This is a genomic window from Sorangium sp. So ce204 (assembly GCF_051526795.1).
Lineage (GTDB): Bacteria > Myxococcota_A > Polyangia > Polyangiales > Polyangiaceae > Sorangium > Sorangium cellulosum_B.
Genome location: NZ_CP150317.1, coordinates 4,735,643 through 4,752,717 on the forward strand (window position 1 = coordinate 4,735,643; position 17,075 = coordinate 4,752,717).

The following is a 17,075-nucleotide window of genomic DNA, read 5'->3' on the forward strand; positions in this document are numbered from 1 at the left end:
GCAAGGTGATCATGAAGACTACGGAAGAGCGGCTTACGCGGAGAGAGGTGCTCAGGCGGATCGAGGCGGGGCTGATCGACGCCGAGGAGGGGCTCCGTCTCCTGAAGCAGACCGTGGCCGCCGGCTCCGAGCCGGCAGCGGCATCTTCGACTCAGCTTCTCAACTACTACCGGGGCGTGTGGGCGCCTGCCGCCGCGGGCGACGGGCGCGGCGTCGCGGGCAGGAGCATCGTCGTCCTCGACGACGGAGAGGAGATCCTGCGCCAGCTGCAGGCGCATGCGGGCGAGCGGGCGCGCGTCTCGCTCGTCCGGCCAGGCGAGCGTTACCGCGAGGCCGGCCGCGACGCCTACGAGATCGATCCCGAGCGCTTCGAGGACTACGAGCGGCTCCTCCGTTCCTTGCGCGCCTCGGACCGTGCCCCTGACGCGATCGTGAACCTGTGGTCGCGCGCGGCGCCCGCGCCCGATGCCCCGCTCGGCAGGGGAGCGCTCGCGCTCTTCCTCCTTGCGAAAGCGCTGCTCGCGGCCGGAGGTGGCGCGCGGGTCGACCTGCTCTACCTGTACCCGGCGGGGGACGGGGCGCGGCGCCCCGAGCACGCTGGCGTCGCTGGTTTTGCCCGGAGCCTCCGCCGGGAGGACCCGCGGTTGCGCTGCGCCGCGGTGGGCGCGAGCGGCGCGTCCGACGCCGCCTGCGTTCAGGCCGTGCTGAGCGAGCTCGATGCTTCCGACGGCGCGTCCGACGTGCTCTTCAGGGGCGGCGCGAGGCTCGTCCGTCGTTTCGAGCCTCTCGCTGCGGCGGGCAGCGGTCCCGCGACGCTGCCGCTTCGTCCGGACGGCGCCTACCTCGTCACCGGCGGCGCCGGCGGCCTGGGCGCGAGGTTCGCCGAGCTCCTGGCGACGCACGGGGCAACCCGCCTGGTCCTCTCGGGCCGCTCTGCGCCCGACGCCGCGAGGGTGGCGCTCGTGCGGAGGCTCTCGGCCCTCGGCGCCGACGCGGTGTATCTCCAGGCAGACCTCACTCAGCGCTCCGACGTCGAACGCCTGGTCGCCGAGGCGCGCCGCCGACACGGCGGCATTCGCGGTATCCTTCACTGCGCCGGCGTCGTGCGGGATTCGCTCCTCGTGAACAAGACGCTGGACGCCGTGCGCGCCGTGCTCGATCCGAAGGTCCGCGGCAGCCTGTTTCTCGACGAGCTCACCGCGGGGGAGCCGCTCGATTTCTTCGTCCTCTTCTCATCCATCGCGGGCGCGCTCGGCAGCGTGGGGCAGTGCGACTACGCGTACGCGAACAGCTTCCTCGATGGCTTTGCGGCGTGGCGGGAAGCCCTGCGCGCGCGCGGCGAGCGCGCGGGGAGTACGCTCTCTATCGGCTGGCCGCTCTTCGCGGACGGCGGCATGGGGGTCGATCCCGCCTTCGGCGCCTGGCTCCGTGGCGCGGGACTCGAGCTGCTCGGCGCGCCGCGGGGCTTTCAGGCGCTCGGCGCGGCCCACGCGTCCGGCGAGCCGCATGTCGTCGTGCTGCACGGGGAGCCGGAGGCCGCGCGACGGCTCATGGCCTGGGCGTCCGCCGCCGAGAGCACCGCCCCGAGCCCGGCGAGCGCGGCAGCGCCGGCCGCGGCGGAGGCCGCTGTCGACGACGATCTTCCCGCCCTGCGGAGCATGGCGGAGGCGCACCTCCGCGAGCTCCTCTCCAGGCACATCAAGCTGCCCGCCTCCGCGATCCGGTCCCGTGATCCGTTCGAGCGATTCGGGATCGACTCGCTCATGATCGTGACCCTGATCCGCGAGCTCGAGCGCCACTTCGGTGAGCTCCCGAAGACGCTCTTCTTCGAGCACCAGACGCTCGAGGAGCTTGCCGGGTACTTCGCGGAGCACCATGCCGCCGCGATCCAGCGGCAGGCCGGCGCTGGCGCGGCGCTCCCGCGCCGGGCCGCGCCGATCTCGCCCGGGCCGGCGCCGCGCGCCGCCGCGCAGGCGGAGAAGGCTGCCGCGCCGATCACGGCGCAGCCGATCCAGCCCTCCGGGCACGCCGCTGCGACCACCGTGCCGGGCCTCGAGGAGATCGCTATCGTCGGCGTCGCCGGCCGCTACCCGATGGCCGACGACCTGGATGAGTTCTGGAGCAACCTCCGTCAAGGGCGCGATTGCATCTCCGAGATCCCGCCCGACCGCTGGAGCCTGGACGGCTTCTACGACCCCGAGAGGGGCAAGCTCGGCCGCAGCTACAGCAAATGGGGGGGGTTCCTCCGCGATGTGGACAAGTTCGACCCGCTCTTCTTCAACATCTCGCCCAAGGAGGCCGAGCTCATCGATCCCCAGGAGCGCCTCTTCCTGGAGACGACCTGGCACGCCGTCGAGGACGCCGGATATACACGCGAGCGGCTCGCGCGCTCGAAGGTGGGCGTCTTCGTCGGCGTCATGTACGGCCACTACCAGCTCTTCGGCGCCGACGTCGCGGCCGCGCAGCGCGGGCTCATCTACGGCTCTTCCTTCGCCTCGATCGCCAATCGCGTCTCGTATTTCTTCAACCTCTCCGGCCCGAGCCTCGCGATCGACACCATGTGCTCGTCGTCGCTCGCGGCGATCCACCTCGCATGGCGGAGCATCCAGCTCGGGGAGTGCGACGTCGCGATCGCCGGCGGGGTCAACGTCACCGTGCACCCCTACAAATACTGGCTGCTGAGCCAGGGGCGCTTCGCTGCGAGCGACGGGCGCTGCCACAGCTTCGGTGAGGGCGGGGACGGGTACGTGCCGGGCGAGGGCGTCGGGGCTGTCCTGCTCAAGCCGCTGTCCCGGGCCGTCCGCGATCGCGATCACATCTACGCGATCATCCGGGGCAGCGCCCTCAACCACGGGGGCAAGACGAACGGCTACACCGTGCCGAACCCCAAGGCGCAGGCCGAGCTCGTCGCCCAGGCGTTGCGGTGTGCGCAGGTCGGCCCCGCGGACATCTCCTACGTCGAGGCGCACGGCACGGGGACCGCGCTCGGGGATCCCATCGAGATCTCGGCCCTGGCGAGGGCCTTCCAGCGTCAGGGCGAAGGAGCGCGCGCGCTCCAGCGCTGTCCCATCGGCTCGGTCAAGTCGAACATCGGCCACCTCGAGTCGGCGGCGGGCATCGCCGCGGTGACCAAGGTCTTGCTGCAGCTCAAGCACGGCGAGCTCGCCCCGTCCCTGCACGCCGAGAGGCTGAACCCCAACATCCCCTTCGAGCAGACTCCCTTCTACGTCCAGCGAGAGCTCGCCCCGTGGCCACGGCTCGCGACGAGCGATGACGGCGCCGGCTCCGGGCGACCTCGGCACGTCGGCGTCAGCAGCTTCGGTGCGGGCGGCGCGAACGCTCACCTGGTCCTCGCGGAGCACATCGACGAACCGGTGCGCCTGGACGCGGGGTGGAGAGGCCCGTACCTGGTCGTGCTCTCGGCCAGGTGTGAGGAGCGGCTCAACGCCTACGCCGCTCGGCTCCTGCGCTTCGTGCGGCCCATCCGCGCTCCGCGCGCTCCGGCGGCCGACAGCGCGGGCGAGCCGATGCAGCAGGCGCTGCTGCGCCTCGCCGCCGACGCCATCGGCGTGGACCCCGCCGCGCTCGATCCCAACGATCGCCTTCACGACTGCTGCGACGACGGGATAGCCCTCGCCGAGCTCGCCGACCGGATCGGCGCGCTGTACGGCGTGAGCATCGAGCCGGATCTCTTCGAGGAGCACCCCAGCCTCGCGGCGGTTGCGGCGTTCTTGAGCGAGGGCGCGGCTCGCAGCGCCCCCGCAGCGTCCGGCGACGCGACCGTCCCCGCGAACGTGGATCTCGCCGAGCTCGCCTATACCCTCCAGGTGGGCCGCGAGGCCATGCGCGAGCGCCTCGCCCTCGTCGTGTCGGATCTCGGCGATCTCGTCGCGAAGCTCGACGAGTACATCCAGGGCCGGCGTGACATCCCCGGTGTCTCGCGCGGCAGCGCCCGCCCCGGCGAGGCCATCCCGGAGCGGCTCATGGATGGGCCTGCCGGCAAGGAGTTCCTACGGCGGCTCGCGGGCGACCGCGAGCTCGACAAGCTCGCTCAGCTCTGGGCGTGGGGCGTCGAGATCCCGTGGGACGATCTCTACGAAGGCGCCGGAATGCCTGCGCCACGGCGGGTGTCGGCGCCCACCTATCCCTTCGCCAGGGAGCGCTGCTGGGTGCAGGACAGCTGCCTGCCCAGCCTCGGCCATCGCGCGAGCCCGCACGAGGACGGCGCATTCATGCTGCCCAACCCCAACGGCGCGGGCGCGCCGCTGAACGGCGCGTTCACGCTGCTCAACCCCAACGGCGCAGGCGCGCCGCTGAACGGCACCGACGCGCGGCTCGACGGCGCCGGTCCGCGCGGCGAGGGCGCGCGGCGGCCGCTGCACGACGCAGTGGTTCCGCTGAACGGCGTCGGCGCGCAGCACAACGGCGTCGGCGCGGCGCACACGGGGGCGAACACACCCGCCCGCCAGGACGCCCGGGCGGCGGCTGCATCGGAGCCCGATGCAGCCGGCGCGCAGGGCCGAGATGCCCCGATTTCGCGCAGGCTGGAGCGGGATCTCCAGAGGATCGCGGCGGATCTCATCCGCCTCAGCCCCGAGCGGCTGGAGATCGATGCCGGGCTCGGCGACTACGGGTTCGAGTCCACGACCTTCGTCGCGCTGGCGGACCGGGTGAGCAGCGTTTACGACGTCGAGGTCTCGCCGACGGTGTTCTTCGAGCGCAGCAGCGTCCGGGGCCTGGGCCAGCACTTGCTCGACGCCTCCGGCAGCGCGATCCGCGCCTACTACGAGCGTCCCACTCCCTCCTCCGCGGCGGCGCCGAGCGCGGCGGCGCCGGCGCCGGAAGGCGCCCCTCGAGTGACCTCCGTCGGCGACGCCCCGGCGACCAGGGGGGCCGAGCCAATCGCCATCATCGGGATGGCCGGCGTCTTTGCAGGCTCGCGGGATCTTGGCGAGTTCTGGCGCAACCTGCAGGAAGGCCGCGATCTCGTCACGGAGGTCCCCGCCGATCGATGGACCCGGGAGCAGTACGACGCCATCGCACCGGAGAGGATCACGCCGCGCGCCCGCTGGGGCAGCTTCATCGACGACATCGACAAGTTCGACGCGCGCTTCTTCAATATCTCGCCGATCGAGGCCGACATGATGGATCCGCAGCAGCGGATCTTCCTGGAGATCGTCTGGAAGGCCATCGAGGATGCCGGCTACCGCGCGTCGGCGTTCTCCGGTCGTCGGGTCGGCGTCTTCGCCGGCGTGCAGTTCAACGATTACAAGCAGCTCCTCGGCCAGCAGGGCGAGATCAACGCCCAGATGGGCCTCGGCAACGAGCACTCGATCCTCGTCAACCGCATCTCCTATCAGCTCAACCTCAGGGGCCCGAGCGAGCCGTACAACACCGCCTGCTCGAGCGCGCTGGTGGCCGTGCACCGGGCGATGTGCTCGCTGCAGAGCGGCGAGAGCGAGCTCGCCATCGCCGGGGGCATCTCCCTGATGATCAACCCGTACACGACCATGGCCGCCGAGGCCCTGGGCATCCTCTCGCCGGACGGCCGCTGCAAGACGCTCGACGCCAGCGCGAACGGCTACGTGCGCGGCGAGGGCGGCGGGGCGGTGGTGCTCAAGCCGCTCCGCCGCGCGATCGAGGACCGCGACCACATCTACGCCGTGCTCCGCGGGGCCGCGACCAATCACGGCGGCAAGGCTGCGTCGTTGACGGCCCCGAACTCCGAGGCGCAAGCGGCGCTGCTCTGCGACGCGTACCGCGGCGCCGGCGTCGACCCGGAGACCATCGCATACTTGGAGCTGCACGGCACCGGGACCAAGCTGGGCGACCCGGTCGAGATCGACGGGATCAAGCTGGCGTTCCGGCAGCTCGCCGCGACGCGACAGCGGCCCATCCAGCGCGTGGGGTACTGCGGGCTGGGCTCGGTGAAGACCAACATCGGGCACCTCGAGCCCGCGGCTGGCATCGCCGGCCTCATCAAGGTCGTGCTTTCGATGCAGCACAAGGTCTTGCCAGGCATGCTCCACCTGAAGGAGCTCAACCCGTACGTGAAGCTGGACGGGACGCCCTTCCATCTCGTCGACCGGACGAGGCCCTGGGAGCCGCTGCGTGACGAGGAAGGGCGGCAGATACCGCGCCGGGCCGGGGTCAGCTCGTTCGGCTTCGGCGGCGTCAACGCGCACGTCGTCCTCGAGGAGTACGTGGCCCCGCCGGGCCCCGCGCACCGGCCGGACGCTCCCGAGCTCATCGTGCTCTCGGCGAAGACGCCCGGGCGGCTCGACGCCTACGCCGAGGCGCTGGCCAGCCACATCGACCGCGCGCTCAGCGCCGGTGATGCGCCCTCTCTGCCCGATCTCGCCTACACCCTGCAGATCGGGCGCGAAGAGTTGCCCGAGCGGCTCGCCTTCACGGCCCGGAGCCTGCAAGAGGTCCAGGACAAGCTGGCGCGTCACCGCGACGGCGCGGGGGCCGTCCCGGAGCTTCATCGAGGGAGCGCCGCGGCCAGCAAGGCGGGCGACCCGGGAGAGGAGGAGCGCGACCGAGAGGCGGCGTCGCTGCTCGAGAAGCGGGACCTCGGCGCGCTTGCGCAGCGCTGGGTCGCCGGAGCCAAGGTGCGGTGGACCGACCTGCGCCGGGGCGCGGCGGTCCGCCGCGTCCCGGCGCCGACCTACCCCTTCGAGCGCAAGCGGCACTGGGCCCTGCGGCAGAGCGTCATCGCGGCGAAGCCTTCATCGCGGCCGGTGGCCGCCGCCCCGGCCACGCCGCCTGTGGCCCTCCGCGACGCCGATCCCGTGCTCACGGAGCTGCGCGCGCTCTTCGCGGAAGAGCTCCGGGCCGATATGGAAGGGCTCGACCCCGACACGAACTTCGTGGATTACGGGATCGATTCCATCCTCGCCTCGGTGATCATCCAGCGAGTCCAGCAGCGCTTCGGCGACCTCATCCCGATGACGGGCATCTTCGACCATCCGACGCTCCGGGAGTTCGCCGCCTTCGTCAAGCAGGAGATCGGCTACGAGGAGCCCGCCGCCGCGGCGCCGGCGCCGGCCCGCCCCCGCGCGCTCGCGCCGGTCCGGGCGAAGCTGCCGCCCGAGATCGTGCCGCTCAACACGAAGGGCAGCCGGCGCCCCTCCTTCTGGGTGCACGGCGGCCCCGGGTACGCTGCGATCTACAACAGCCTCCAGCGGGCGCTCGGCCCGGATTACCCCTTCTATGCCTTCCAGGCACGCGGCGTCGACAACAAGCTCATCCCGCACTCCTTCGACGAGATCGTGGAGCACTACATCCGCTGCATGCGCCTCGTGCAGCCGGAGGGCCCCTACAACATCGCCGGCTACTCGTACGGGGGGCTCGTGGCCCTGGAGATCGCCCACCGCCTCCACGCCACGGGCCACGGCGTCGCGCACCTCACCCTGTTCGACACCATTCCCCCCGTGGACGCCGCCGTCGACATCTTCTTCAAGACCTTCGGACACGACGACAACTTCCTCACCATCATGATGGCGAACGAGTTCGCCGGAGCGAAGAAGGACGGCAAGGCGTTCGTCACGAGTAAGGATCTCGAGGACGTGCCGGTCAAGCTGCACGTGGCCCACGTCGCCAAGCTGGCCAAGGCGCGCGGCAAGAACGCGATGTCGGCCGACGACATCTACAACTACATCCGCGGGTGCATCAAGCTCGGCGACTATACCGAGGTGACGTACAACAGCTACCGTCCGCCGCCCTATGGCGGTTCTGACGTCCTCTACCTCAAGGCGAACATCTTCCTGGAGGAGAGCAGCTGGACGGGCGTGGGGCACTATGACGTCTACGGTAACTACGACTATGTCGGCGATTGGCGGAAGCTCGTCACCGGGCAGCTCGAGGTCGTGGAGATCCCGTGCGACCATTTCAACCTGATCGAGGAGCCCGCGCTTCCGCTCTCCGCGGGCGCGATCCGGCGCTTCTTGGAGGAGTAGTCATCGAGGTGGAGTCATGATCCAGGTCGAGAATCTCGTTTACACCTACCCGAAGGGCACGTCCCCGACGGTGAAGGGCATCAGCTTCCGCGTCCAGGCGGGTGAGATCTTCGGCTTTCTCGGCCCGAGCGGCGCGGGGAAGAGCACGACGCTGAACGTGCTCATCCGCCTGCTCAAGGGCTTCGAGGGCGAGGTCGTCGTGCTCGACAGGAAGCTGCGAGACTGGCAAGACGACTACTACGAGCACGTCGGCGTCGGCTTCGAGCTCCCCAATCACTACCGGAAGCTCACGGCCGTCGAGAACCTCCAGTTTTTCGCGTCGTTCTACAGGAAGAAGACGCAGGATCCGGTGCACCTGCTCGAGCTGGTCGGCCTGCGCGAGCACGCCGGGAAGAAGGTCGAGGACTTCTCCAAGGGGATGAAGATGCGCCTCAACTTCGTGAGGGCGCTGCTGCACGATCCGGAGATCGTCTTCCTCGACGAACCCACATCGGGCCTCGACCCGGTGAACGCGCGGGCGATGAAGAACATCATCATGGACCTCAAGCGGCGCGGCAAGACGATCGTCATCACGACGCACAACATGCACGACGCGGAGGAGCTCTGTGATCGCGTCGCCTTCATCGTGGGCGGGGAGATCAAGCTCATCGAGACCCCGAAGACCCTCAAGCTCCAGGCGGGGCAGCGGACGGTGCGGGTCGAGTTCGAGCGCGACGGGCTGACGACGCGCGAGTTCCCGCTGGACGGGCTCGGCGCCAACGCGGAGTTCCTGCGCATCCTCCAGGATGAGCGGGTCCAGGCCATCCATTCGCAGGAGGCGACGCTGGAGAAGGTGTTCGTCGACGCGACCGGGGCGCACCTCGCGTGACGCGCTCGCGGGCGAGAGAGCCAGGAAGGTGACACGCGTAATGAACAGGCTGCTATCCACGATTCTCTGGGACCTCAAGCTGCAGGCGCGGTACAACATCGTCGCTGTCGCCTGCGTCGTCACGGCGCTTTATATCCTGCTCTTCCGGGCGCTCCCCGCGGCGGGCACGGAGGAGATCCTCGTCCTCCTCTTGTACACCGACCCGTCGATGCTCGGGTTCATGTTCATCGGGGCGCTGGTGCTCTTCGAGAAGGACGCGAACATCCTTCGCGCGATCACGGTGACGCCGCTCCGGAGGTGGCAATATCTCTGGTCCAAGGCCATCTCGCTGACCCTGATCGCCGTCCCCGCCAGCGTCGTCATGGCGCTCGCCGCTGGTGGCGCCGTCGCGAACTGGGGCTTCCTCATCCTGGCGATCGTCCTCTCGTCGCTCCTCTTCGTCATGCTGGGCTTCACCGGGGTCGCCCGAGTCACGACGTTCAATCAATACATCATCGTGGTCCCCCTCTTCCTCGCGCCGCTCTGCCTGCCCCTCCTGGGCCTGTTCGGGGTCATGGACGCCTTCTGGTTCTACATCATTCCTTCCCAGGCATCCCTCATCCTGTTCGAGGCCGCGTTTCGCGCGGTCTCCCCGGCGAAGCTCGCGTATGCGGCGCTCTACCTCGCCCTGTGGATCGGCATCGCCTACGCCGCGGCGGCCCGCTCGTTCGAGGTCCACATCATCCGCGGAGGCAAGGGAGCATGAGCCGCTTCTTCGCGCTCATGCGCAACGACTTCAAGCACATCTTCCGGGACAAGGCGCTGACAGCGCTGTTCGTCATGCCCGTCTTCCTCGTGCTGGCGCTGCGCTTCGGCTTCCCCCACATCGTTTCGCGCTTCCCGATCGTCGCCGGTTACAACCGGATCCTGCTCGCGTTCGTCTGCGGCATGTTCTCGGCGTTCCCGGCGTTCATCGCCGCCTTCATCATGCTCGACGAGAAGGACGACGGCCTGTTCACGGTCCTGCGCGTGATGCCCATCTCGCCGATGGCGTTCATCCTGTACAGGATGTCGTTCGTCGTCGCCCTCGGCAGCCTGAGCGCCGGCGGGGCGATGCTCTTCTCGGGCATCATCGCGCCGGACGTGGGGCGCGCGCTCGTCTCCGCGGTCCTCTTCGGGCTGAGCTCCCCGCTCATCGCGCTGCTCGTGGTCACGATCGCCAAGAACAAGATCGAGGGAGTCACCGTGCTCAAGGGGCTCAACTTGCTGCTCATGCTCCCCCTCATCAGCTTCTTCACGAGCTCGCCCGCGCGGCTCCTGCTCGGCGTCATCCCGGTGTATTGGGTGTATCAGGCGGAGGCCGAGCCGGTCTTCAGCGCGAGCGTCCTCGCGAGCTGGGCGGTGGCCGCGGCGCTCGACGCGATCTGTCTGACGCTCCTTTACCGCTGGTTCCGGATGAAAGTCTTTTGACGAGAGAGGCCCATGGAACGTGCATTGGACGGCAAGGCGGCGCTCGTGACAGGCGCGTCGCGCGGCATCGGTCGGGCGATCGCGCTGCGCCTCGCGGCGATGGGGGCGCGCGTGGTCGTCAATTACTTGCGCGACGTCGACGCGGCCCAGCGCACGGCGGATGACCTCGCGCGGCTCGGGGTCGCGTGCACGGTCGTGCAGGCCGACGTCGGTGACCCGGCCGCGGTCCGGCGGCTCGTCGACGCCAGTCTGGCGGCGTTCGGCTGCATCGACGTGCTCGTCCATAATGCCGCGGCGGGTGTCTTCATCCCCCTCCATCGCCTGCGGCTGGACGACTGGGAGCTCAGCCTCAACGTCAATGCCCGCGCCTTCATGCTGCTCGCGCAAGGGCTCGCCCCGGCGATGGAGCGCCGGGGCGGCGGGACGATCGTCGCGATCTCCAGCCTCGGCGCGCAGCGTGTCGTGCCCGCCTACGGCGCGATCGGCATTTCCAAGGCAGCGCTGGAGGCCCAGGTGCGCTATCTGGCCGCGGAGCTGGCGCCGAAGGGCATCCGGGTGAACGGCGTCTCCGGCGGGCTCGTGGAGTCGGATGTCCTGAGGATGTCCCCGTCGCTCGGGCGTATCAAGGACGAGATGGTCCGGCGGACGCCCGCCGGGCGGCTGGGCACGCCCGAGGACCTGGCCCGGGTCGTCGGCTTCCTCGCCTCGCCGGACGCTGGCTGGATCCACGGCCAGACGCTCGTCGTCGACGGCGGGTCTTCGCTGGTTTGACGGCGCCGGCTCGGGCCCGTCGCGCCTCCTGTGCTGCGCGGGCGCAGGCTCGCACGGGGCGGCACGTCAGCGCCGGAATCGCCGCCAAGCCACGCTCTACGCCCTGGGCGGCGCGGGCCTCGATGCCCTGTCTTGATCGCCCCCGCTCGGGCCGCGCCACCTTCTTCTTCTCGACGCGCATTGCAATGCAGAGCCGATAGGATGGTGTGACAATGGACAGCCCGCTCGAGACGTTTGGTCTCTCTCTCAGGCAGCGCCGCCACTGGATCCTGAACGAGCTCGATCCCGGGAGTCCGAGCCACCACGTCGCCCTTGCGTGGCGCCTCGTGGGCCCTCTCCGGGTGGGCGCGCTGGAGGCGGCCCTCACGGAGAGCCTGAAGCGGCACGAGATCCTGCGCGCGACGTTCGGGCTTGATGAAAGCGGGCCAGTCGGCAGGATCGGGATCGAGGTGCGGTCGCCGCTCGTCCGCGTGGATATGCGGGCGCTTCCCCCCGGCGAGGGCGAGCCGGCGCTCCGGCGCCTCCTGCAGCAGGAGGCCCGGCGCCCGTTCGATCTCCAGGGCGGACCCCTCCTGCGCGGGCTCCTCGTGGAGCTCGGCGACGAGGCGCATGTGCTCGCGCTCATCGCGCACCAGATCGTGGCCGACCGTGGCTCGCTCGCCACGTTGTTCGATGAGCTCGCGTCGCGCGCCCCCGCCGCAGGGGAGGGGCGCCGCGGCTTCGTCGCGCCCGCCGACGGGGAGCGCGCCTGGGTGCAGACGGACGAGGCCGCGGCGCGGATCGATTTCTGGCGGCGCCGGCTGGCTGGCGTGCCGCCGCTCGACCTGCCGCCCGACCGGCCTCGGCCCATCGTGCGCAACTCCCGGCGCGGCGCCGCGTACCCGGTCGAGATGCCCGCGCCCCTCGTGGACTCTCTCTCGCAGATCGCCCGCCGCGAGGGGTGCAGCCTGTCCGCCGTCCTGCTGGCCGGGTTCGCGGTGATGCTCCACCGCTGGTCGGGGCAAGGCGACCTCTCGGTGGGGGTTCCGGTCGATGGGCGCTCCAGCCCCGAGCTCGCGCGCGTGGTCGGGCCGCTCTCGGACTGGCTCCCGGTGCGCGTGTCCGTTGGCCGCGACGCCACTTTCCGCGCGCTGATTCGGGAGAGCGAGGCCGCGCTGCGCGACGCGCGGGTGAGCGCAGCGGTCCCGTTCGGGGCGCTCCTGGATGCGCTGAACCCAGCGCGCGACACCAGCCGGACGCCGCTCTTCCAGGTGACATTCGAGATCGCCGACGCCGATCCTGGCGTCGCGTTCCCCGGCCTGGAGGTGTCGGCAGAGCACGTGCCGCTCGACGCGGCCCCGTTCGACCTCGGGCTCGCGCTGAGCCGACGGGAGGGCGTCCTCCAAGGCGCGCTCACCTATGACTCGAGCCTGTTCGAGGCCGCGACGATCGCGCGGATCGCCGAGCACCTCACGACGCTGCTCGCGGGCGCGGCGGTCGACCCCGATCGGCGTGCGGCGGCGCTGCCGCTCATGACGCAGGAGCAACGGCGAACGGTGCTCTTCGACTGGAACCGCACAGCGGCGGAGCTGCCGCCGGTCGCGTGCGTGCACGACCTCATCGCGGCGCAAGCGGCGCGGTCGCCCGACGCCGCCGCCCTGACCTGCGGCGAGGAGACGCTGACCTACCGGGCGCTAGAGGCCCGGGTCGACGCGCTGGCGAGTCGCCTGCGGGCCGCGGGGGTGGGGCCGGAGGTGCTCGTGGCGATCCTGATCGAGCGCGGGATCGACCTGGTGATCGCGCTGCTCGCCGTCCTGCGGGCGGGCGGCGCCTACGTGCCGCTCGATCCGACCTACCCGCGCGAGCGGCTCGCGTACATGCTCGATGATGCGCGGCCCGCGGCGCTGCTCGTTCGGCGTGCGCCCGCGGATCTACCCGCGCCGCGCGGCGCCCACATCATCGACATCGACGATCCGGGCGCCTCTCCAGGGGGAGCGTGGGGCGGCGAGCGGCCGTCGGGCACGGGCCTCGCCTACGTGATCTACACCTCGGGATCCACGGGCAAGCCTGTCGGCGTGCAGGTGACGCGCCGGGCGGTGGTCAATTTCCTCCGCGCGATGGCCGAGCGCCCAGGCGTCACGGCAGGCGATGTTCTGCTGGCCGTCACGACCGTGTCGTTCGACATCGCGGGGCTCGAGCTCTACCTTCCGCTCACGGTCGGCGCGCGCGTCGTGCTCGCGCCCCGGAGCGTGGCGGCCGACGGCGCCGCGCTCAGGGCGCTCGTGGAAGAGGTCGCCCCGACCGTGATGCAGGCGACGCCCGCGACCTGGCGGATGCTGCTGGAGGCCGGATGGACCGAGGGCGCGGGCCTCAAGATCCTGTGCGGGGGCGAGGCGCTCGCCGCCGACCTGGCGGAGCGCCTGCGCGCAACGGGCGCGGACGTGTGGAACCTCTACGGGCCGACCGAGACGACGATCTGGTCGACGCTGCATCACGTGGACGCCCCGCAGCGCGGCGCCGTCCCGATCGGCCGCCCCATCGCGAACACCACGGCCTATGTCCTCGACGCGGACCTGGAGCCGGTGCCGCCGGGCACCCGGGGCATGCTTTACCTCGGCGGTGAGGGGGTCGCGCGGGGCTACCTCCGCCGGCCGGATCTGACGGCCAGCAAGTTCGTGCCCGATCCTTTCCGCGGCGTGGCGGGGGCCAGGATGTTCCGCACGGGCGATGAGGCCAGGTTCTCGCCTGACGGCGCGCTTGAGTTCCTCGGCCGCAGCGACTTCCAGGTGAAGGTGCGGGGGTTCAGGATCGAGCTGGGCGAGGTGGAGGCGGCGCTGGCGGGTCACCCGGCGGTGCTGCAGGCGGTGGTCGTAGCGCGGGACGACGCGCAGGCCGTCAAGCGGCTCGTGGCCTACGTCGTGCCCCGCCACCCAGGCCCCCCGCCGACCCAGGGCGCCCTGCGCGAGCACCTGCTCGAGCGGCTCCCCGACTTCATGGTGCCCGCGGCCTACGTGGTGCTGGACGCTCTGCCGCTCACGCCAGCCGGGAAGATCGACCGCCGCGGCCTCCCGGCGCCGGATCCAGGGCGACGAGCGCTCGCGGAAGAGGTCGCCGCGCCGCGCACGCCCGTCGAGGGCGCCCTCGCGCGGATCTGGGCCGAGGTCCTGGGGCTCCCGCGGGTGGGCATCCACGACGACTTCTTCGAGCTCGGCGGGGACTCGCTGCTGGCCGTGCGCGTCGCGTCCCGCGCGGGCCAGCAAGGAATTCGCATCTCGCCCGGTCAGCTCGTGCAGCGCCCGACCGTCGAGCGGCTGGCCGAGGCCGCCGAGATCGCGGCGGGACAGGCCGACTCGCAGGAGCGACCAGCCGGGGAAGCGCCGCTGACGCCGATCCAGCTCGTGTTCCTCTCCGAGCGCGTACAGGAGCCTCACCACTTCACCATGTCCCTCCTGCTCGAGATCGCCGACGACACCGAGCCCGCGTTGCTCGAGGCGGCGTGCCGCGCGGTGATAGAGCACCACGACGCGCTGCGCCTGCGCTTTACGCAGCGGCCGGTCGGCGGCTGGACGCAGGCGCACAAGCCGTCGGTGAGCGAGGAGGCGTTCTGGCAGACCATCGATCTGTCGTCGCACCCCGAGGAAGAGGTGCCGATGGCGATCGCGATGGAGGCCAATCGCGTCAACGCGAGCATCGACCTGGCGCATGGCCCGCTGCTGCGCGCGGCGCTGCTCCGGCTCGGGCCCCGAGGGCCGTTCCGGTTCCTGCTCGCGTGCCATCACCTGGTGATGGACGAGATCTCGCAATCCATTCTCCTGGAGGACATCCAGGCGGCGTACGAGCAGCTCGCGCGCGGCGCGCCGATCCGGCTGCCCGTCAAGACGATGTCGTACCAGCGCTGGGCGCAGCGGCTCAGCGAGCATGCGCAGAGCGCGTCGGTGCTGGCGGATTTCCCCTACTGGCAGGGCATCGCCCGCAGGGCGCGCGCGCCGTTGCCGACAGATGAGCTCACCGGTCCGCCGCTGTTCGCCGGGCTGGCGGTCGCGTCGATGGACCTGTCGGTCGACGAGACCCGGGCGGTGCTCCGCGCTCTGCCGCGCCAGCAGCGAGTCACGGTCGACGACGTCCTGCTCACCGGCATCGCGCTCGGGATGGAGTCGCTGACGGGGCGGCGTTCCCTGCTCGTCAGCGCCGTGCGCCACGGGCGCGACGCGCCCATCCCGGACGTGGATGTCTCCCGCACGGTGGGTTACTTCGTGCAGCCGTACGTCGTATGGCTGGATGCATCGGAGTCCGCGTCGCCGTTGGACGCTCTCCGGGCGATCCAGGGTCAGCTCCGCGCCGCCGTGGCCAGGAGCTTCTCCTACGGGCCGCTCCGGTTCCTGAGCGACGACGCGTCGATCCGCGAGGAGCTGGCCGCCATCGAGCCCGAGATCGCCTACGTCAACTCGGGCCACCGCGAGAAGATCCTGCTCGGCGCGCCGAGGTTCCGCTTCGCGAGCGAGTTTGCAGGCCTGGAATACTCGCCCAACAACCACGTGGGGCTCCGGCTCATCCTCTTCTGCCACGTGAGCGAGGGGCGGCTGCAGATCCTCTTCGTTTACAGCGAGAACACGTACCGCGCCGCGACGATCGAGCGCGTCGCTGGTGCCATTCGCGCTGCCCTCGCGTCCCTCATCGCCGCCTCGCTCGCCTGTTCTCCCGTGATCCAAGGAGCCATGTCATGAATCCCGAGGAAGTGAGTCGTGAGCTCTTTTCAGCGGCGGGCCGCGCCAGCCCGCACGGGATCTACGCGCGGCTGCGCCAGGCGACCCCGGTGTGCCAGATCATCGCGCCGCATTTCGGCGTGCCTCTATGGATGGCGACGCGCCACGATGACTGCCTCGCCCTGTTGAGGGACCCCCGCTTCACCAACGACGTCGAGAAGCTCGCCTCGCACGGGCGGCAGACGTCGCCGCTGCTCGGCGATCCGGCCTTGCAGATCAGCCGCCACATGCTGACGTCGGATCCGCCCGATCACACCCGGCTGCGGGCCTTCGTGCAACGGGCCTTCTCGCCGCGCATCGTCGAGGGCATGCGATCGCATATCGAGGCGATCAGCGATGCGCTGCTCGACGAGATCGAGGGCCAGGGCGGCATGGATCTGATCGCCGACTTCGCGTTTCTCCTGCCCATCGCGGTGATCGCCGAGCTGCTCGGGGTCCCCTACGCGGAGCGGGAGCGGTTCCGCGCGTGGACGAAGATCCTGGCCGCCCCGGCCGCCACGCCCGAGGATCTCGAGCGGCGCGCGGCGGCGGTGTCCGAGTTCGCCACGTACTTTCACTCGGTCTTCGAGGAGCGGCGCGCGGCGCCGGGCGACGATCTTCTGAGCGCGCTCGTCGCCGCCGAGGATCAGGGCGACGACAGGCTCACCACGAAAGAGCTCCTGAGCATGACGTTTCTCCTTCTCGTCGCAGGGCACGAGACCTCGGCCAACCTCATCGGGAACGGCACTCTCACGCTCCTCGAGCATCCGAGCGAGCTCGCGAAGCTCCGGGAGCGGCCGGAGATCATCGGCTTGGTCGTCGAGGAGGTGCTGCGTTACGAGAGCCCGGTCGAGACGACATCGATGCGCTGGGCGCTCACCGACGTGGAGCTGCGCGGCGCGCGCATCCGCGCAGGAGAGCCCATCGTCGCGGGGATCCTGGCGGCCAACCGCGATCCCGAGCAGTTCGTCGATCCGGACACCTTCGACATCACCCGCCAGCCGAACCGGCATGTCGCGTTCGGGTACGGCGTTCATGCCTGCCTTGGCGCGCCGCTCGCGCGGATGGAGGGCGCGATCGCCCTGGGCGCGCTCTTTCGTCGCTTTCCCCGCCTCGCCCTGACCGCATCTTCCCGTGAGCTCGAGTGGAACCAGAGCCATCTGCTGCGCGGGGTGAGGGCGCTGCCTGTGGTCTTCTGAGCCCGGCGTGCCCCACGGTACGCCAGGACGAAGCCGCTCGACGCGCTCGCGAGACGGCTCGACGCAGCGTGGAGCGGGCTGGATGCCTGGGTCGCTCTTCATGGGC

7 protein-coding genes are annotated in these 17,075 nt (G+C 70.7%); all 7 read left to right on the forward strand.

From position 1 onward, the window contains the following. The first annotated feature begins 11 nt into the window (after nucleotides 1-11). The 7 genes from WMF22_RS17450 (at nucleotide 12) to WMF22_RS17480 (ending at nucleotide 16,969) form a co-directional block, all read left to right on the forward strand. Entirely contained in the window at nucleotides 12-7,961 is a 7,950-nt protein-coding gene (locus tag WMF22_RS17450) for an SDR family NAD(P)-dependent oxidoreductase (RefSeq protein ID WP_438036429.1), read from the forward strand. A gap of 16 nt (nucleotides 7,962-7,977) precedes the next feature. Beyond that, nucleotides 7,978-8,829 (forward strand): ABC transporter ATP-binding protein, encoded by an 852-nt coding sequence (locus tag WMF22_RS17455; protein WP_437300183.1) that lies wholly within the window; start codon nucleotides 7,978-7,980, stop codon nucleotides 8,827-8,829. A gap of 40 nt (nucleotides 8,830-8,869) precedes the next feature. Further along, entirely contained in the window at nucleotides 8,870-9,574 is a 705-nt protein-coding gene (locus WMF22_RS17460) for an ABC transporter permease (RefSeq protein WP_437300184.1), read from the forward strand. Then, a complete protein-coding gene (locus WMF22_RS17465) occupies nucleotides 9,571-10,278 on the forward strand; it encodes a hypothetical protein (protein WP_437300185.1) in 708 nt (235 codons plus the stop codon). Before WMF22_RS17460 ends, WMF22_RS17465 begins: the two co-directional genes overlap by 4 nt. A gap of 12 nt (nucleotides 10,279-10,290) precedes the next feature. After that, complete coding sequence (locus tag WMF22_RS17470) at nucleotides 10,291-11,049, forward strand: SDR family oxidoreductase (protein WP_437300186.1); 759 nt, start codon at nucleotides 10,291-10,293, stop codon at nucleotides 11,047-11,049. A 212-nt stretch (nucleotides 11,050-11,261) separates the two neighbouring features. After that, complete coding sequence (locus WMF22_RS17475; RefSeq protein ID WP_438036430.1) at nucleotides 11,262-15,752, forward strand: amino acid adenylation domain-containing protein; 4,491 nt, start codon at nucleotides 11,262-11,264, stop codon at nucleotides 15,750-15,752. Beyond that, a complete protein-coding gene (locus tag WMF22_RS17480; protein ID WP_437300188.1) occupies nucleotides 15,749-16,969 on the forward strand; it encodes a cytochrome P450 family protein in 1,221 nt (406 codons plus the stop codon). Before WMF22_RS17475 ends, WMF22_RS17480 begins: the two co-directional genes overlap by 4 nt. The last annotated feature ends 106 nt before the right edge of the window (nucleotides 16,970-17,075 follow it).